Origin of the sequence: Pseudomonas paraveronii (assembly GCF_963681955.1) — a bacterium.
Taxonomy (GTDB): domain Bacteria; phylum Pseudomonadota; class Gammaproteobacteria; order Pseudomonadales; family Pseudomonadaceae; genus Aquipseudomonas; species Aquipseudomonas paraveronii.
This window is the reverse complement of record NZ_OY817130.1, coordinates 3734821-3749578: the sequence shown is the minus strand read 5'-3', so window position 1 is coordinate 3749578 and position 14758 is coordinate 3734821. Positions and strand designations below refer to the sequence as shown.

Annotated in this window: 15 protein-coding genes; 11 read left to right on the top strand and 4 right to left on the bottom strand. The window is 65.1% G+C overall.

The annotated features are described in order from the left end of the window. Positions 1 to 45: 45 nt before the first annotated feature. Positions 46 to 357, bottom strand: coding sequence for a hypothetical protein (locus tag U5A08_RS17135; protein ID WP_321847620.1), 312 nt, complete (start codon positions 355 to 357; stop codon positions 46 to 48). 217 nt (positions 358 to 574) lie between these two features. Between U5A08_RS17135 and U5A08_RS17130 the strand changes: the two genes are divergently transcribed. Genes U5A08_RS17130 through U5A08_RS17120 form a run of 3 tightly spaced genes read left to right on the top strand, consistent with a single transcriptional unit; the run spans position 575 to position 2731 of the window. After that, the gene (locus U5A08_RS17130) at positions 575 to 1219 is read left to right on the top strand and encodes a secretin and TonB N-terminal domain-containing protein (RefSeq protein WP_321852242.1); all 645 of its coding nucleotides are present in this window, start codon (positions 575 to 577) and stop codon (positions 1217 to 1219) included. Further along, positions 1216 to 1761, top strand: a complete 546-nt coding sequence (locus U5A08_RS17125) for an RNA polymerase sigma factor (RefSeq protein WP_247408728.1) — start codon at positions 1216 to 1218, stop codon at positions 1759 to 1761. Before U5A08_RS17130 ends, U5A08_RS17125 begins: the two co-directional genes overlap by 4 nt. Positions 1762 to 1798: 37 nt before the next feature. Continuing rightward, complete coding sequence (locus tag U5A08_RS17120; protein WP_253396616.1) at positions 1799 to 2731, top strand: FecR family protein; 933 nt, start codon at positions 1799 to 1801, stop codon at positions 2729 to 2731. Between the two features lie 850 nt (positions 2732 to 3581). On the opposite strand, the gene U5A08_RS17115 is transcribed toward U5A08_RS17120, so the two are convergent. Then, complete coding sequence (locus U5A08_RS17115; protein WP_321847617.1) at positions 3582 to 4193, bottom strand: type II secretion system protein GspJ; 612 nt, start codon at positions 4191 to 4193, stop codon at positions 3582 to 3584. Further along, a complete protein-coding gene (gene gspH, locus U5A08_RS17110) occupies positions 4190 to 4642 on the bottom strand; it encodes a type II secretion system minor pseudopilin GspH (protein ID WP_321847614.1) in 453 nt (150 codons plus the stop codon). The genes U5A08_RS17115 and gspH overlap by 4 nt, the downstream gene beginning before the upstream one ends. 93 nt (positions 4643 to 4735) lie before the next feature. Between gspH and U5A08_RS17105 the strand changes: the two genes are divergently transcribed. After that, complete coding sequence (locus U5A08_RS17105; protein ID WP_253396609.1) at positions 4736 to 5164, top strand: type II secretion system protein N; 429 nt, start codon at positions 4736 to 4738, stop codon at positions 5162 to 5164. Here U5A08_RS17105 and gspI read toward each other — a convergent pair. Then, complete coding sequence (gspI, locus tag U5A08_RS17100) at positions 5151 to 5537, bottom strand: type II secretion system minor pseudopilin GspI (RefSeq protein ID WP_253396607.1); 387 nt, start codon at positions 5535 to 5537, stop codon at positions 5151 to 5153. The genes U5A08_RS17105 and gspI overlap by 14 nt on opposite strands. A gap of 148 nt (positions 5538 to 5685) precedes the next feature. Here gspI and gspG point away from each other — a divergent pair, with 148 nt between their 5' ends. The 7 genes from gspG to gspF all read left to right on the top strand — a co-directional run bounded on the left by gspG (position 5686) and on the right by gspF (position 14519). After that, entirely contained in the window at positions 5686 to 6135 is a 450-nt protein-coding gene (gspG, locus tag U5A08_RS17095) for a type II secretion system major pseudopilin GspG (protein WP_321847611.1), read from the top strand. Between the two features lie 8 nt (positions 6136 to 6143). Continuing rightward, positions 6144 to 7034: a type II secretion system minor pseudopilin GspK gene (gene gspK / locus U5A08_RS17090; RefSeq protein ID WP_321847610.1), complete on the top strand. Its 891-nt coding sequence runs from the start codon at positions 6144 to 6146 to the stop codon at positions 7032 to 7034. Then, positions 7031 to 8113, top strand: a complete 1083-nt coding sequence (gene gspL, locus U5A08_RS17085) for a type II secretion system protein GspL (RefSeq protein ID WP_253396601.1) — start codon at positions 7031 to 7033, stop codon at positions 8111 to 8113. The genes gspK and gspL overlap by 4 nt, the downstream gene beginning before the upstream one ends. Beyond that, on the top strand, positions 8106 to 8618 hold the full coding sequence (gspM, locus tag U5A08_RS17080; protein WP_253396599.1) for a type II secretion system protein M: 513 nt from the start codon (positions 8106 to 8108) through the stop codon (positions 8616 to 8618). The genes gspL and gspM overlap by 8 nt, the downstream gene beginning before the upstream one ends. Then, a complete protein-coding gene (gspD, locus tag U5A08_RS17075; protein WP_321847607.1) occupies positions 8615 to 10933 on the top strand; it encodes a type II secretion system secretin GspD in 2319 nt (772 codons plus the stop codon). The genes gspM and gspD overlap by 4 nt, the downstream gene beginning before the upstream one ends. A gap of 956 nt (positions 10934 to 11889) precedes the next feature. Beyond that, entirely contained in the window at positions 11890 to 13308 is a 1419-nt protein-coding gene (gene gspE, locus U5A08_RS17070) for a type II secretion system ATPase GspE (RefSeq protein ID WP_321847606.1), read from the top strand. Next, on the top strand, positions 13308 to 14519 hold the full coding sequence (gene gspF, locus U5A08_RS17065) for a type II secretion system inner membrane protein GspF (protein WP_321847605.1): 1212 nt from the start codon (positions 13308 to 13310) through the stop codon (positions 14517 to 14519). The genes gspE and gspF overlap by 1 nt, the downstream gene beginning before the upstream one ends. The last annotated feature ends 239 nt before the right edge of the window (positions 14520 to 14758 follow it).

Genomic DNA, 14758 nt, shown 5'->3' with positions numbered 1-14758 from the left:
GGCGTGCTCGGTTGAGTGGTTCAGCCTTGATGGCCAGTCAGCGGCTCAAGGCCGCTGCGGTTTGACCGACGTCCCGAACGTATTGCCCATGCGAATGCTGGTCGCCGCCGGGGTGGACAATCCCACCTGATTTGGCGGGCGTTTTTGCACCGGGATGTTTTGCGCCTCGCGGTTCTTCTGCGCCGCTTTGGCCGCGTCCGCGTTGTTGCCCATCTGCTGGCCCAGGCAGCCATAGTCGGGAGCCTTATAGCCATCCACCGTCACCTCGGTGCAGCCTTTGGCGGCGGTTTCGGCGTGGGCGAGCAGGGGCAGCGCGGTACACAGCAACAGGCTGGCGAGGGTGGGGAGTCGCTTCATGGGGCCTCCTGGCGGGCCTTGGGAAATTGGGCCGATAAGGCTTGAAAGTGTAGTGCAGCGGGTTTCCCATCACCGTGATGTTTTTTTTGCTATCACCGTAACATCAGGTTCATAAATTGGCCTCAGGATGACGGTTTTCAAGGACACGTTGGCCGTGCAGCAATGCAGAGCGGGGGAGCAGCAGCGGGGCTTGCGGCGTGCCATCGGCGCCCTGGCCTTGCTGTTGCTGCTGGCGTGGGGCACCCCGGCGAGGGCAGAGCCGCCGCTGTTGGTACTGGACCTGCCGGCACAAGATCTGGAGCACGCACTGCAAGCGTACAGCCGCGCCACCGGCATGGCGGTGCTGGTCGACCGTGAACTGACGCGGGGCCGGCGCGCCATCAGCGTGCGCGGGCGCTTCACGGCGCAGGAGGCTTTGGCGATGTTGCTGACCGGGAGTGGCCTGATGGCGCGCTATGCGCGCAGTGATGCGTTCACCTTGCAGCTGCCCGAGGTCAGCCCACCGCCTGCCAGCCGTGGTGCATCGGCGCGCAACGCTGCACGGATCAACAACAGCTATGCCACGGCGTTGCAACAGGCGATCGAAGCCAGCCTGTGCCGTTCGCCGTTGACCCGCCCCGGGAGTTTCAGGGCGCTGGTGCAACTCTGGGTCAGCCCTGAGGGGCTGATCGAATACAGCCGGTTGGTCAGTTCCACTGGCGATGAACAACGCGATGAAGCCCTGGTGCGCAGCCTGGGCGCTGCCCGGGTCGAACGCCCGGCGCCCAGTTCGCTGCGCCAGCCGGTGACTTTACTTTTGATGCCCGACACAACAGGAACACGCATGGAATGCACAGCAGGGACAGGAGCCTGGGGCGGATGAAAGATTCCGGGCACAGTACGATGGTCAGCTTGTTCCTGGCGTCCTACGAGGACTTCAAGGTGCGTTTGCGCAAGCGCCTGGGCTCGGAGGACCTGGCCAACGACGTCCTGCACGAAACCTACCTGCGCGTCGACCGCATGGACGTGCCGCCGAACCTGGCGCAACCCAATGCCTACCTGTACCGCATGGCCTTGAACATCGCTGCCGACCGCCGCGAGGCCGACGCCCGCCTGTTGACTGGCAGCGAGGTTGAAGAGCTGCTGCAAAGCGCCGACGAAGCCCAGGACCCCTCGCGGGTGGTGGGTGGTCAAAAAGAAATCCAATCTCTGGTCAAGGCCCTCTACGAACTGCCGGCACGCCGGCGCAAGATCCTCATCGCCGCGCGCCTGGAAGAAGCGCCGCACCTGGAAATCTCCCAGCGCTTCGGGATTTCCACGCGCATGGTCGAAAAAGAAATCAAGGCCGCCCTGGGCCACTGTGCCAAGCGTCTGGAAAGAAAAGTCATCCAGCGGTTCGGTCCCGGGGCCGGAAAACCGTCTTAGTGTTGAGTCCCTGATAAAACCGTGAGTATTTGCGCGCTTGAACATTTTTAGCCTCTCCACCGCCCGGGCAACCCCCGCCAGCCCATTGCACGATGAAGCCCGCGACTGGCTGCTCCTGCTGACCTCGGGCCGCGCCACCGTGGCGGATGCCAAAGCCCTGAAGGCGTGGTGCGCCCAGAGCCCGGAGCATGCCCAGGCGTTCGAGCAGACCAAGGCGTTGTGGCGGCAATTGGGCACGGCGATTGAGATTGAACAGGCGCAGCGCCCGCGCCCTTTTGGCCGGCGGGCCTTCCTCGGCGGTGCGATAGCGGCGTCGGCGGCGTTGGTGATGGTGGGCGTCGGCGCACCGGGTGGGTTGGCCGGCTTGACGGCGGACTATCGCACCGAGGTCGGCGAGCAGCGCCAGGTCCTGTTGAGCGACGGCGTGAGCCTGGAACTCAATACCCAGACGCGCATCAGCCGGGTGGGGCAGGGGATCGAATTGCTCGAAGGCGAAGTCGAAGTGCGCGCCCGCGTGGCCCAACCGCTCAAGGTCCAGGCCGGCGCGGGCTGGGTCAGTGCGGCGCAGGCGCGGTTCAATGTGCGGCATACCGATCGGAATGTGTGCGTGACCTGCATCGAAGGGTGGCTGTCGGTGGATGTCGCCGGGCGCACTGTGCACATGGAGAGTGGCCGGCAACTCACCTATGGCGCCGACGTGATCGGGGAGGTGGCGACGGTGGACACCCAGGCGGTGGTGGCCTGGCGTGAGCAGGTGCTGGTGTTCAACAACGCGACGCTGGCGACGGTGGTGGATGAGATAAACCGGTATCGACCGGGGATGTTGGTGTTGTTGAACAAAGAACTGGGCCAGCGCCGGGTGCAGGCGCGGTTCAATTTGCAGCAGTTGGCGGGGGTGGCGTTGTTGATTCGTGATGCGTATGGGGCGAAGTGTACGGAATTGCCGGGGGGGGTGGTGTTGTTGAGTTAGGTTGGCCGACGTTTTTTGGGTTGGATTGAGTACATATCCATTGCTGCGGTAACGGCGGCTATTGGTTCCGCTCTTACAGCGGGTCACTTTGGAAAAGCCCCAAAGTAACCAAAGGGCTCTTGCCCCACCACTCGGCACCTCGCTAGTGCTCGGTGTGCCCTCACTCCGGCTTGAATCCGTGGGCCGCCGTCATGGGCCATCCTTGGCCCAGGACGGCTAACCCGGCGTCCTGCCGGGTTGCCCACGGATTCAAGCCTGCGTTCGGCCAGCGTGGTTTTACGGGGCGCCTAAGATCAAAAGCCAAAGCAAAAGCGAGGCGGCCTTATAGCCGACCTGATCCTGGAAGCCGAACCCGGTCAAAAATGTGGGAGGGGGCTTGCCCCCGATGGCAGTGTGTCAGTCACTACATGCATGACTGATCCACCGCTATCGGGGGCAAGCCCCCTCCCACATTTTGATCTCCATGGATCAGATAGACCTCATTCTGCTCTGGCTCTGGCTCTGGCTCTGGCTCTGGCTCTGGCTCTGGCTCTTGATCTTAGGCGCCCCGTAAAACCACGCTGGCCGAACGCAGGTATTACGCAGCGGGTAAACCGGCAGGGATGCCGGTTTAGCCGTCCCGGGCCATGGATGGCCCGTGACGGCGGCCCGCGGAGTAATGCCTGCGTTCGGGCACACCGAGCCTAGGCGAGGTGCCGAGTGGTGGGGCAAGAGCCCTTTGGTTACTTTGGGGCTTTTCCAAAGTGACCCGCTGTAAGAGCGGAACCATAAGCAGCCGTTACCAAAAAAACGGATATGCACTCAGCCGCCGCCATTACCGAAAAAACGAATATCCCCCCATCACCCAACCCTACCAAAGCGGCCCCACCACCTGCCGATACCGCTCCACCCCCTGCGCCGTCTGCCGCACCAGACTCACCTCCACCCCCAGCGGATCTTCCCGCCGATTCCCGCTCAACTGCCGCCAGCCCTTGTCCGCCTCCCACACCCGCACCTGCACATCACTGACCCCGGTCAACACCACCACCCCATCCTTCGCCGCCGGCAACGGAAAACGATCCCGCGCCGGTGCGGCTGCGCGGTACAGGCTGTCGCCCTTGAGCCACCAACGCACCCGTTGCAACCCATCCCCCGCGACCGGCGCGCTGCGGATCACGTCCAGGCGAAAACCCTTGCTGTCGGAACTGCCCACCGTCACCGCCGCCAACCCGCGGGGCTTGGATTTTTCCTCTTGCAGGGAAGCCGGCACGCTCAACTCAACGCTGGCGCGCATGTTGAGATCGCGCTGCAACTGGTTCAGCGCCCGCAACAGTGCCTCGGTCTGTTCCGTACTGGCCTGCAGGTGCTGATCCGCGCGGGTCACGCTGTCGAGGCCGCGCCAGGCGATGAGGCTGACCAGCGCCATCAGCATGATCGCCACCATCACTTCGATCAGCGTGAAGCCTTGCTGGGCGCGGCTCATGGCGGGCTCACCACGCGCATCAAACCGGCGGCATCACGTTGCAGGTTAAGGCGGTGTTGCCCGTCGGACAGCTCCACCCGCACCGGCGGGTTGATCCATTCGGCGTCGAGCACCAAGGTTTGCCGGGGCTCGATCGTCACCTGCATCGGCGTGCTCTCCCACGGGCGCGGGCGCAACTGGTCGTCGCCCTGGAACGACTCCACGCCCAGGCCGTCATCGCTGCGGCGGTTGAAGCGGAACCCCTTGGCGTCCGCGCGCCAGGTGATCGGCCGCCCATCGGCGCGGGCTTCGGCCTGGGCCACTTGCAGCAACTGGCTCAAACGCTCGGCATCCTTGCGCAGCAGGTGCAGCGGGTCGGGCTTGATCGTCAGGCTGATGGCGGCGCTGGCGATGCCGATGATCACCAGCACCACCATCAACTCGATCAGGGTGAAACCTTGCTGTTTCATGGGGCGGCACCTGGAAAGCTGGCGAGGTTATGAAATAAAAACGTGCGAATTGGCCTGTAGGCTGGTGCCACGGACAAACAGGAGGTCCTCCCCATGACATTTGCCCTTCGTTTCTCTGCCGCCCACGGCGTGCAGGCGCTGGCCTTGCTTGCGGCGTTGGCCGGCGTGGCGGTATGGACGCCGTTGCTGCTCAGCACTGCCGAATCCCACACGCCGCCGGCCGCAACCGATGTGGCGGCGCGCAGCGATAACCCGGCGTTGCAGTGGTTTTCCACGGCGCCGACGGCATTGCAGGTCAAGGTCTCGGGGGTCTTGGCCGGAGCGCGGGGTGCGGTGGCGATCCTCAGCCTCAACGATGGCCCGCCGCGCAGCTTTTTGCTCGGCGAGCGCCTCAGCCCAGGTGTGCGCTTGACGGCCATCGCGGGCGACGGCGTCGAGATCGAACGCGGCGGCGAGAAGGTGCGCGTGCAGCTCGACACGTTGCCGCAGGCACCCGCTTTGCCACGGCTCACTCGGCCTTGACCTGTGGCCTGGCCAACGACGTCTCCACGCGGGCCAACGGCGGCGCCTCGCGGCTGATGTCCCGCACCTGCACATCGACCTGCACCAGCCGGCTATCGGAGCCGCTGCTTATGGTCTGCTCGCAACGCAGTTTCAAGCGGCCCTGATCGCACTCGAAGGTCTTTTTGCCGGGCGGGAAACGCCCCTCCAACTGCAACTCCGCCAGGCGACTTTGCGCCGCTAGCATCGCCATCGACTTGTCGCGCAACAGGCCGTTGCTCTGGGTCATCAGCCCGGCCACGCGCACGGCCGCGGCCATGGCCACCGCGATGATCGCCAGCGCCACCAGCACTTCAATCAGGGTAAAACCTCGCTCGTTGCGGTGCCTGCGCATGGCGTTCTCAAAGCCTGGAAACAGGTGCGCAGCCTAGCGCCGGCAGTTGACCGATTGGCGACCGAAACTCCCGAGGATTTTCAATACGACTGACATGTGTTCTTGCAACACTGCGCCCCGAAATGCACTCAAGCCAAGGAATGTCGAGATGGATATCGCACGCCTAACATCCCCACTGCCAGGCCCTCGCGGCCAGCGTGGCTTCACCCTGATCGAGATCATGGTGGTGGTGGTTATTCTTGGGATTCTGGCGGCGATGGTGGTGCCCAAGGTGCTCGATCGCCCGGACCAGGCACGTGCCACCGCCGCGAAACAGGACATCGGCGGGTTGATGCAGGCGCTGAAACTCTATCGCCTCGACCACGGCGCCTACCCGAGCATGAACCAGGGCCTCAAAGTCCTGGTGGAGCGCCCGGCGGATGCGAAGAACAGCAACTGGCGCGCTTACCTCGACCGTCTACCGAATGACCCGTGGGGCCACGCCTATCACTACCTCAACCCGGGCGCCAACGGTGAGGTGGATGTGTTCTCCCTGGGCGCCGACGGCCAACCGGATGGCGACGGCGTGAATGCCGATATTGGCTCCTGGCAGCTATAAGGCGCCCCATGAAACGGCATTCGCCCGCAGCGGCGAAGCAGCGCGGCATGGCGATTATCAGCGCGTTGCTGATCGCGGCGGTGGTGGCGGTGATCGCCGGCGCCATGCTCACGCGTCAGAGCGTATTCACCCGCAGCGTGGAGGCTGAGCAATTGCGCATTCAGGGCCAGTGGTTGTTGCAAGGCAGCCTGGAACACAGCCGGCTGTTGCTCTGGGATGCCCGTCAGAAGGACGTGCTGACCCGTCTTGATCAACCGTGGGCACGTCCTCAGCGCGGCGCATTTGAAGGGCGCCTGGAGGACGAGCAGGGCAAGTTCAACCTGCGCAACCTGGTCAATCGCCAGCGGTTGGACGCCGAACAACTGCAAGCTTTCGAGCGCCTGTGCCGCCTGATCGGCATCGATGCGGCCGTGAGCCAGCGCATCAGCCGGCGAGTGATCGGGTCCTATGAGCAACGTGCCGACACGTCGCTGCTGCCGGCCCGCTACCCGATGCTGCGCAGCCTGGATGACTTGAGCGGCATCGACGGCCTCGACCCGTTGTTGCTACGGCGCCTGCAGACCTTCATCAGCGTGCTGCCCGGCAATACCTGGGTCAACGGCAACACCGCCAGCGCCGAAGTGCTCAGCGCGGTGGTGCCGCAACTCAGCCTGGCCCAGGCCCAGGCATTGGTGGCTGAACGCGACAGCGGGCGCTGGTTTATCAACCGCGGCGATTTTGTCAACCGCCTGCACCTGCCGCAAGTGGCGGTGGAGAGCGTGCAGGTGGGCATTACCAGCGAGTGGTTTCGCCTGCAGGGCCAGGCCCGCCGTGAACAGAGGCGGGTGACGCTCGACGTGTTGTTGCATCGCCCCGAAGACCGCCGGCCCCAGGTGATCTGGTCGCGGGTGGGCGCATGAAACGCCTGCGGATCGGCCTGCCGCCACTCGATCAATTGACGGCCGACAGCCAGGTGCAATTTGCCTGGCTGGAGCGTGGCGCGGTGGTCAGCGAAGGCCGTGAAAGCCTGCTGCAGTTGGGTCGGTCCAAGCCGCAGGTGGAGTGTTTTCTGCACCCCGCTGACAGCCTGCTGACCGGCCTCGACCTGCCGCCGCTGGCCGCCGCCAAAACCGCCGCCGCCGTGGCCTGTGCCGCACAGGCGTTGATCCTCGGGCCGGTGGAGCAGATGCAGGTGGCCCACGGCCCGCGTGACAGCGATGGGCGCGTGCAGGTGGCCTGGGTGCCCAAGGCCGGGTTGGCGCGACTGGGCCAGGTGTTGGCGCAGGGGCAGCTCACGTTGCGCGGCCTGTACCCGGCGCCGTATGCCTTGCCGCCAGGCGCTGCGGCCATGCACGACGGTTATTTGCTGACACGCCATAGCGTGCAACAAGCGACGGTGCATCCGCTCGGGCAACAGGTGTTGGATCAAGGGCTGGAGGTGCCGCTGGTGCAGGAGGCACAGCGCTGGAGCGGCGTCGTACCCGGCTGGGGCTTGCACGGCCATCTCAGGCAACCGGCGAGCGGCGGCTGGGGCAGGGCGCTGGCCGCTGTCGCCCTGGCCACTGCCATTTGGACCCTGGGCCTGAACCTGTACGCCGCCCGCCAGGCGAGCGAAGGCCAGCAACTCAAGGCGCTGCTGAGCCAGCAAGTGCGCCAGGCCTTCCCCGAACTGCCGGTGATCCTCAACCCCTTGCAGCAGGCCCGCCAACAGTTGGCCGCCCGCCAAACCGGCGCCGCTGCCGACCCCGGCCAGCGCTTTGGCAGTCTGCTGCAAGTCGCCGGCAGCAGTCTGCCGTTCATGGTGAGCAACGTCGACAGCCTGACCTTCGAACAGGGCCGCTTGCACCTCGGGTTGCTGGCCGACAGCCGTAGCCCCGCCCTGCAAGGCGATTGGCAGGCGGCGCTGGCCCAGGCCGGGTTTGGCGCGACGCGCGATGAGCACGGCTGGACCCTCGGCCCGGTGGACGGCGCTGAAAAACCGGGAGCGGCTGATGAATAAGTGGCGCCGCCTACGCAGCCAGGTCCAGGCGTTCTGGAGCGGCCTGGCCCTGCGCGAACAACGCATGCTCAGCGGTGCCGGCCTGGTGTTGGCCAGTCTGTTGACCTGGCTGGTGCTGATTCAGCCACCCTTGAAGAAGATTGCGTATTGGCAGGCCGAAACGCCCAAGTTGCGCGCCCAGGCCGACACTTTGCACGCGCTGTTGCAGGGCGTCGCGGCGCCTCGGCCCGCCGATGCCGCGGCGCTGCAACAGGCCCTGGATAGCGCCGGCCTGCAAGGTCGTTACCAGTTGCAGGCGCTGGATGCCGGTGGCTGGCGCCTGAGCTTCGACAACGCGCCGGCCGATGCGGTGATGGACTGGTTACTGGGCAATCCCCGTTCGTTTTCCCTGGAGGTGTCCGAGGCGCGCTTGCAGCGTAGCGCGGACGCTGTCGACAACTCGGCCGGCACTGTGTCCGGGACCGTTCGCATGGATCAGGCGCTTGGCGCTAAGGAAGCTTCATGAAGTGGTCAGTCCCCCACCCTGCGCCTTTTCGCAAGGTCGCGCCGCTGCTGTTACTGGCCTTGAGCGCGTGCAGCAACCACCCGTCGCCGACCACACCGTTGCTGGTGGACAGCGAACTCGGCCAACCCCTGGCCGACACCCGGCGCAGCAGCGAGAGCGTGCTGGAGCGCCAGCGCGAGCCGGCGCCCAAGCCCCGCGTCCAGCATCCGCTGACCAACAGCGCCCGTGGCCACGCGCCGGCTGCGGTCAAGACGCGCAACCCACTGGGTGATCAGCCGGTGCAGTTGAATTTTGTCGACGCCGACATCCAGGCGGTGGTGCGTGCGCTGTCCCGTGCCACCGGCCAGCAGTTTCTGGTCGACCCTCGGGTCAAAGGCAACCTGACCCTGGTCAGCGAAGGCCAGGTGCCGGCGCATCAAGCCTACGACATGCTGCTGGCGGCGCTGCGCATGCAGGGCTTCAGCGTGGTCGACGTCGGCGGCGTGGCGCAGGTGGTGCCGGAAGCCGATGCGAAGTTGCTCGGCGGGCCGATCTACAGCGCCGGCAGCAGCGGCATGCAGACCCGCACCTTCCGCCTGCAATATGAAAACGCGGTGAACCTGATCCCGGTGCTGCGCCCGATCGTCTCGCCGAACAACCCGATCAACGCCTACCCCGGTAACAACAGCATCGTCATCACCGACTACGCGGAAAACCTTGCTCGGGTGGCGCAGATCATCGACGGCATCGACACCCCCAGCGCCATCGACACCGACGTGGTGATGGTGCAGAACGGCATCGCCGTGGACATCGCCGCCATGGTCAGTGAACTCCTGGAAACTCAAGGGGCCGATCAGACCCAGAAGATCAACGTGATCGGTGACCCGCGCTCCAACTCGATCATCATCCGTTCCGGCAGCCCCGAGCGTACCGAGCTGGCGCGCAACCTGATCTACAAGCTCGACAATGCCCAGAGCAACCCGAGCAACATGCACGTGGTCTACCTGCGCAACGCCCAGGCGGGCAAGTTGGCGCAGTCGCTGCGTGGCTTACTCACTGGCGAGAGCGAGGCCGGCGTCAGCGACGAGGCGCGGGGCAAACTCAGTGCGATGGGCGGCAATGCCCAGAGCACCCAGGGCAACAGCACCGCGCAGAACAGCAGCGGCACGCCCACCGGCAGCGGCGTGCAGGCCGGGTATGGCCAGGATAAACCGGCGACCGGCAGCAGCCCCGGCAGCGATCAGAACACCGCGTTCAGCGCCGGCGGCGTGACGATCCAGGCCGACGCCACCACCAACACCTTGCTGATCTCCGCACCGGACCCGCTGTACCGCAACCTGCGCGAAGTGATCGACATGCTCGACCAGCGCCGCGCCCAGGTGGTGATCGAAAGCCTGATCGTTGAAGTCAACGAAGACGACGCCAGCGAATTCGGCGTGCAGTGGCAGGCCGGCAACCTCGGCGGCAAGGGCGGTTTTGGCGGGGTCAACCTGGGCGGCAGCGGGGTGAATGGCACGTCGACCGGCAAGACCAGCATCGATGTGTTGCCCAAGGGCCTGAATATCGGCCTGGTCGATGGCAGCGTCGACATCCCCGGGATCGGCAAGGTGCTCGACCTCAAAGTGCTGGCCCGCGCCTTGAAGAGCAAGGGCGGCACCAACGTGCTGTCGACACCGAACCTGTTGACCCTGGACAACGAAGCCGCGAGCATTTTTGTCGGGCAGACCATTCCGTTCGTCACCGGTAGCTATGTGACGGGCGGCGGCGGCACCAGCAACAACCCGTTCCAGACCGTGCAGCGCGAAGAGGTGGGGCTCAAACTCAACGTGCGTCCACAGATTTCCGAAGGCGGCACGGTGAAGCTGGATATCTACCAGGAAGTCAGCAGCGTCGACGCACGGGCGTCGGTGGACGCGGGCACGGTGACCAACAAGCGCGCGATCGATACCAGCATCCTGTTGGACGACGGGCAGATCATGGTGCTCGGCGGGTTGTTGCAGGACGGCTATAGCCAGAGCAATGACGCGGTGCCGTGGCTGTCGGATATCCCGGGGTTGGGCGCGTTGTTTCGCAATGAAAAGCGCAGTGTGAACAAGACCAACCTGATGGTGTTTTTGCGGCCCTACATCATTCGCGACAGTGGCGCCGGGCGCAGTATTACGTTGAACCGCTATGAGTTTATGCGCCGGGCGCAGGGTGGCTTGCAGCCGGAGCGCAGTTGGGCGCTGCCGGATGTGCAGGCGCCGCAGTTGCCGCCGGTGGAGAAGGCGATTCCGGGGGCTGGACCGAGGGCAGTGATCAGGGCGGTGCCGGCTTCGGGGGGGACGCAGCGGTGATGGAGTACATATCCGTTGTTGCGGTAGCGGCCTCTTATGGTTCAGCTCTTACAGCGGCTCACTTTTGGAAGGCCCCCAATTCCTGGGCACTCACCGCTTCAAAATGTGGGAGGGGGCTTGCCCCCGATAGCAGTGTGTCAGCCAATACATCTGTAACTGAGCCACCGCTATCGGGGGCAAGCCCCCTCCCACATTTACAGTGCGCGCCAGCTCCTACAGGGGGAGCGCGTTCGCTTGCGAAATCAGGTCGCCTCGGCTTTGTTTTTGATCTTGATCTTAAGCGCTCCGTAAAGTGGTTACGCGGGGCTCCGGCGCTTTTTCATGACTTGGATTTGTGCCACAACCCTGCTGTGACCAGATGGGTGCGGTCGCAATTGACTGACAACTCCTGGGCACTCACCGCTTCAAAATGTGGGAGGGGGCTTGCCCCCGATAGCAGTGTGTCAGCCAATACATGCATGACTGATCCACCGCTATCGGGGGCAAGCCCCCTCCCACATTTACAGCGCGCGCCAGCTCCTACAGGGGGAGCGCGTTCGCTTGCGAAATCAGGCTGCCTCGGCTTTGTTTTTGATCTTGATCTTAAGCGCTCCGTAAAGTGGTTACGCGGGGCTCCGGCGCTTTTTCATGACTTGGATTTGTGCCACAGCCCTGCTGTAACCAGATGGGGGCGGTCGCAATTGACTGACAACTCCTGGGCACTCACCGCTTCAAAATGTGGGAGGGGGCTTGCCCCCGATAGCAGTGTGTCAGCCAATACATCTGTAACTGAGCCACCGCTATCGGGGGCAAGCCCCCTCCCACATTTACAGTGCGCGTCAGCTCCCACAGGGGGAGCGCGTTCGCTTGCGAAATCAGGCCGCCTCGGCTTTGTTTTTGATCTTGATCTTAAGCGCCCCGTAAAGCCGCCGTTACCGCAGCAACGGATATGTACTCAATCCAAAAGGGTCAACCCCATGAGCCTGCTCCCCTACGCCTGGGCCAAATCCCAGCGCATCCTCCTGCGCCCCGGCGAGGCCGGCATGCGGCTGACCGTCTGCCCGTCGACCCCCGGCTGGTCGATCAGCGAAGTCCAGCGGCAGTTCGGCCAGAGCCACCTTGAACAGGTGCGCGACGATGAACTCGACGGCCTGCTCGCCAGTGCCTATGCCGACACCGGCAGCGCCGCCGCGGTGGTCGGCGCCGCCGAAAACGAAGTCGACCTCGACCGCCTGATGCAGGACATGCCCGAGATCACCGACCTGCTCGACACCCAGGACGGCGCGCCGGTGATCCGCATGATCAACGCCTTGCTGACCCAGGCCGCCCGCGATGAGGCCAGTGACATCCACATCGAACCCTACGAAACCCACTCGGTGGTGCGCTACCGCGTCGACGGCACCCTGCGCGACGTGGTCTCGCCGCGTAAGGCGCTGCATGGCGCGCTGGTGTCGCGGATCAAGATCATGGCCCAGCTCGACATCGCCGAAAAACGCTTGCCCCAGGACGGCCGCATCGCCCTGCGCGTGGCCGGGCGGCCGATTGATATCCGCGTGTCGACAGTGCCCACCGGGCATGGCGAGCGCGTGGTGATGCGGCTGCTGGACAAACAGGCCGGGCGCCTGCAACTGGAAACCCTGGGCATGGAAGCGCACCTGTTGGCGCGCCTCGACACGTTGATCCGCCAGCCCCACGGCATCGTGCTGGTCACCGGGCCTACCGGCAGCGGCAAGACCACCAGCCTCTACGCCGCGCTGGCGCGGCTGGATGCGAGCACCAGCAATATCCTCACCGTCGAAGACCCGGTGGAGTACGACCTGCCGGGTATCAGCCAGATCCAGGTCAACGCCAAGATCGACATGACGTTCGGCCTGGCCCTGCGCGCGATCCTGCGCCAGGACCCGGACATCATCATGATCGGCGAAATCCGCGACCTGGAGACCGCCCAGATCGCCGTGCAAGCCTCGCTCACCGGCCACCTGGTACTTGCCACCCTGCACACCAACGACGCGGTATCGGCGGTCAACCGCCTGATCGACATGGGCGTCGAACCGTTCCTGCTGGCGTCTTCACTGTTGGGCGTGTTGGCCCAGCGCCTGGTACGGCGCCTGTGCCCGCACTGCAAGCAGGCAGACCCGGCTGTACCTGGCACCTGGCGCCCGGTGGGCTGCGCGCAGTGCAACCAGATCGGCTACAGCGGGCGTACCGGCATTCATGAATTGTTCTGCGTTGACGACGAGGTGCGCAGCCTGATCCACCAGGGCGCTGGCGAGCAGGCGCTGCGCCTGGCCGCACGCCGCGCCGGCATGTTCAGCCTGCGTGAGGACGGCGAGCGCTGGGTGCGCAGCGGCACCACCGCCGCCGAAGAAATCCTGCGTGTGACACGGGACGCCTGATGAATCGCTATCGCTATGAAGCCGCCGACGCCAGCGGCAAAGTCGAGGCCGGGCACCTGGAGGCGGACAGCCAGAGCGCGGCGTTTGCCGCGTTGCGCAGCCGTGGCCTGACCGCGCTTCTGGTGCAGGTCGAAGGCAGTCAACAGGCAGCGAGCGGCAGCAGCCTGTTCAGCGCCAAGCTGTCGGACAACGACCTGGCCTGGGCCACGCGGCAACTGGCGAGCCTGCTCGGCGCCAGCCTGCCGTTGGAAGCGGCGCTGAGCGCGACGGTGGAACAGGCCGAGAAAAAGCACATCGCCCAGACCCTGGCCGCCGTGCGCGCCGATGTGCGTGGCGGCATGCGCCTGGCCGATGCCCTGGCGGCGCGGCCTCGGGACTTTCCGTCGATCTACCGCGCGCTGATCGCGGCGGGGGAGGAGTCCGGCGACCTGGCCCAGGTGATGGAGCGCCTGGCCGACTACATCGAAGAGCGCAACAACCTGCGCGGCAAGATCCTCACCGCATTTATCTACCCCGGCGTGGTGGGGCTGGTGTCCATCGGCATTGTGATTTTCCTGCTCAGCTACGTGGTGCCCCAGGTGGTCAGCGCGTTCTCCCAGGCGCGCCAGGACCTGCCGGGGCTGACCCTGGCGATGCTCAACGCCAGCGACTTTATCCGCGCCTGGGGGTGGCTGTGTTTTGCCGGGATCGTCGGCAGCTTCTGGGGCTGGCGCTTGTACCTGCGCGACCCGGTGGCGCGCTTGAACTGGCACAGCCGCGTGCTGCGCCTGCCGCTGATCGGGCGCTTTGTGCTGGGCCTGAACACCGCACGGTTTGCCTCCACCCTGGCGATCCTCGGCGGCGCGGGGGTGCCGCTGTTGCGCGCCCTCGAAGCGGCGCGCCAGACCCTGTCCAACGAGCGCCTGAGCCAGTGCGTCAACGACGCCACCGCCAAAGTGCGCGAAGGCGTCAACCTCGCTCCGGCGCTGGCGGTGGAGAAGGTATTCCCGCCGGTGCTGATCCACCTGATCGCCAGCGGCGAAAAAACCGGCTCACTGCCGCCGATGCTCGAACGCGCGGCGCAGACCCTGTCGCGGGACATCGAACGCCGCGCCATGGGCATGACCGCGCTGCTCGAGCCACTGATGATCGTAGTGATGGGCGCCGTGGTGCTGGTGATCGTGATGGCGGTGCTGTTGCCGATCATCGAGATCAACCAACTGGTGACCTGACTACACGCGGTCAAAAATGTGGGAGGGGGCTTGCCCCCGATTGCGGTGGGTCAGTTTATGCATCTGTGGCTGACACTCCCTCATCGGGGGCAAGCCCCCTCCCACAGTGGACCCTATCTGTTCAGTTGATTTCGGGGTGGGCCGATACCGCCAGCCCCAGACCTCGGGTTCCTCATTCCGTCACATCCAACCCCCTCGCCACAGCCCGTGCCGCCTTGACGAAACCCCCACTGAAACCG

Bases quoted from the DNA above. Each gene is read 5' to 3' on its own strand.
- U5A08_RS17135 (WP_321847620.1), bottom strand. From the start codon at position 357: ATGAAGCGACTCCCCACCCTCGCCAGCCTGTTGCTGTGTACCGCGCTG.
- U5A08_RS17125 (WP_247408728.1), top strand. From the start codon at position 1,216: ATGAAAGATTCCGGGCACAGTACGATGGTCAGCTTGTTCCTGGCGTCC.
- U5A08_RS17115 (WP_321847617.1), bottom strand. From the start codon at position 4,193: ATGAGCCGCGCCCAGCAAGGCTTCACGCTGATCGAAGTGATGGTGGCG.
- gspH (WP_321847614.1), bottom strand. From the start codon at position 4,642: ATGAAACAGCAAGGTTTCACCCTGATCGAGTTGATGGTGGTGCTGGTG.
- U5A08_RS17105 (WP_253396609.1), top strand. From the start codon at position 4,736: ATGACATTTGCCCTTCGTTTCTCTGCCGCCCACGGCGTGCAGGCGCTG.
- gspI (WP_253396607.1), bottom strand. From the start codon at position 5,537: ATGCGCAGGCACCGCAACGAGCGAGGTTTTACCCTGATTGAAGTGCTG.
- gspG (WP_321847611.1), top strand. From the start codon at position 5,686: ATGGATATCGCACGCCTAACATCCCCACTGCCAGGCCCTCGCGGCCAG.
- gspK (WP_321847610.1), top strand. From the start codon at position 6,144: ATGAAACGGCATTCGCCCGCAGCGGCGAAGCAGCGCGGCATGGCGATT.
- gspL (WP_253396601.1), top strand. From the start codon at position 7,031: ATGAAACGCCTGCGGATCGGCCTGCCGCCACTCGATCAATTGACGGCC.
- gspM (WP_253396599.1), top strand. From the start codon at position 8,106: ATGAATAAGTGGCGCCGCCTACGCAGCCAGGTCCAGGCGTTCTGGAGC.
- gspD (WP_321847607.1), top strand. From the start codon at position 8,615: ATGAAGTGGTCAGTCCCCCACCCTGCGCCTTTTCGCAAGGTCGCGCCG.
- gspE (WP_321847606.1), top strand. From the start codon at position 11,890: ATGAGCCTGCTCCCCTACGCCTGGGCCAAATCCCAGCGCATCCTCCTG.
- gspF (WP_321847605.1), top strand. From the start codon at position 13,308: ATGAATCGCTATCGCTATGAAGCCGCCGACGCCAGCGGCAAAGTCGAG.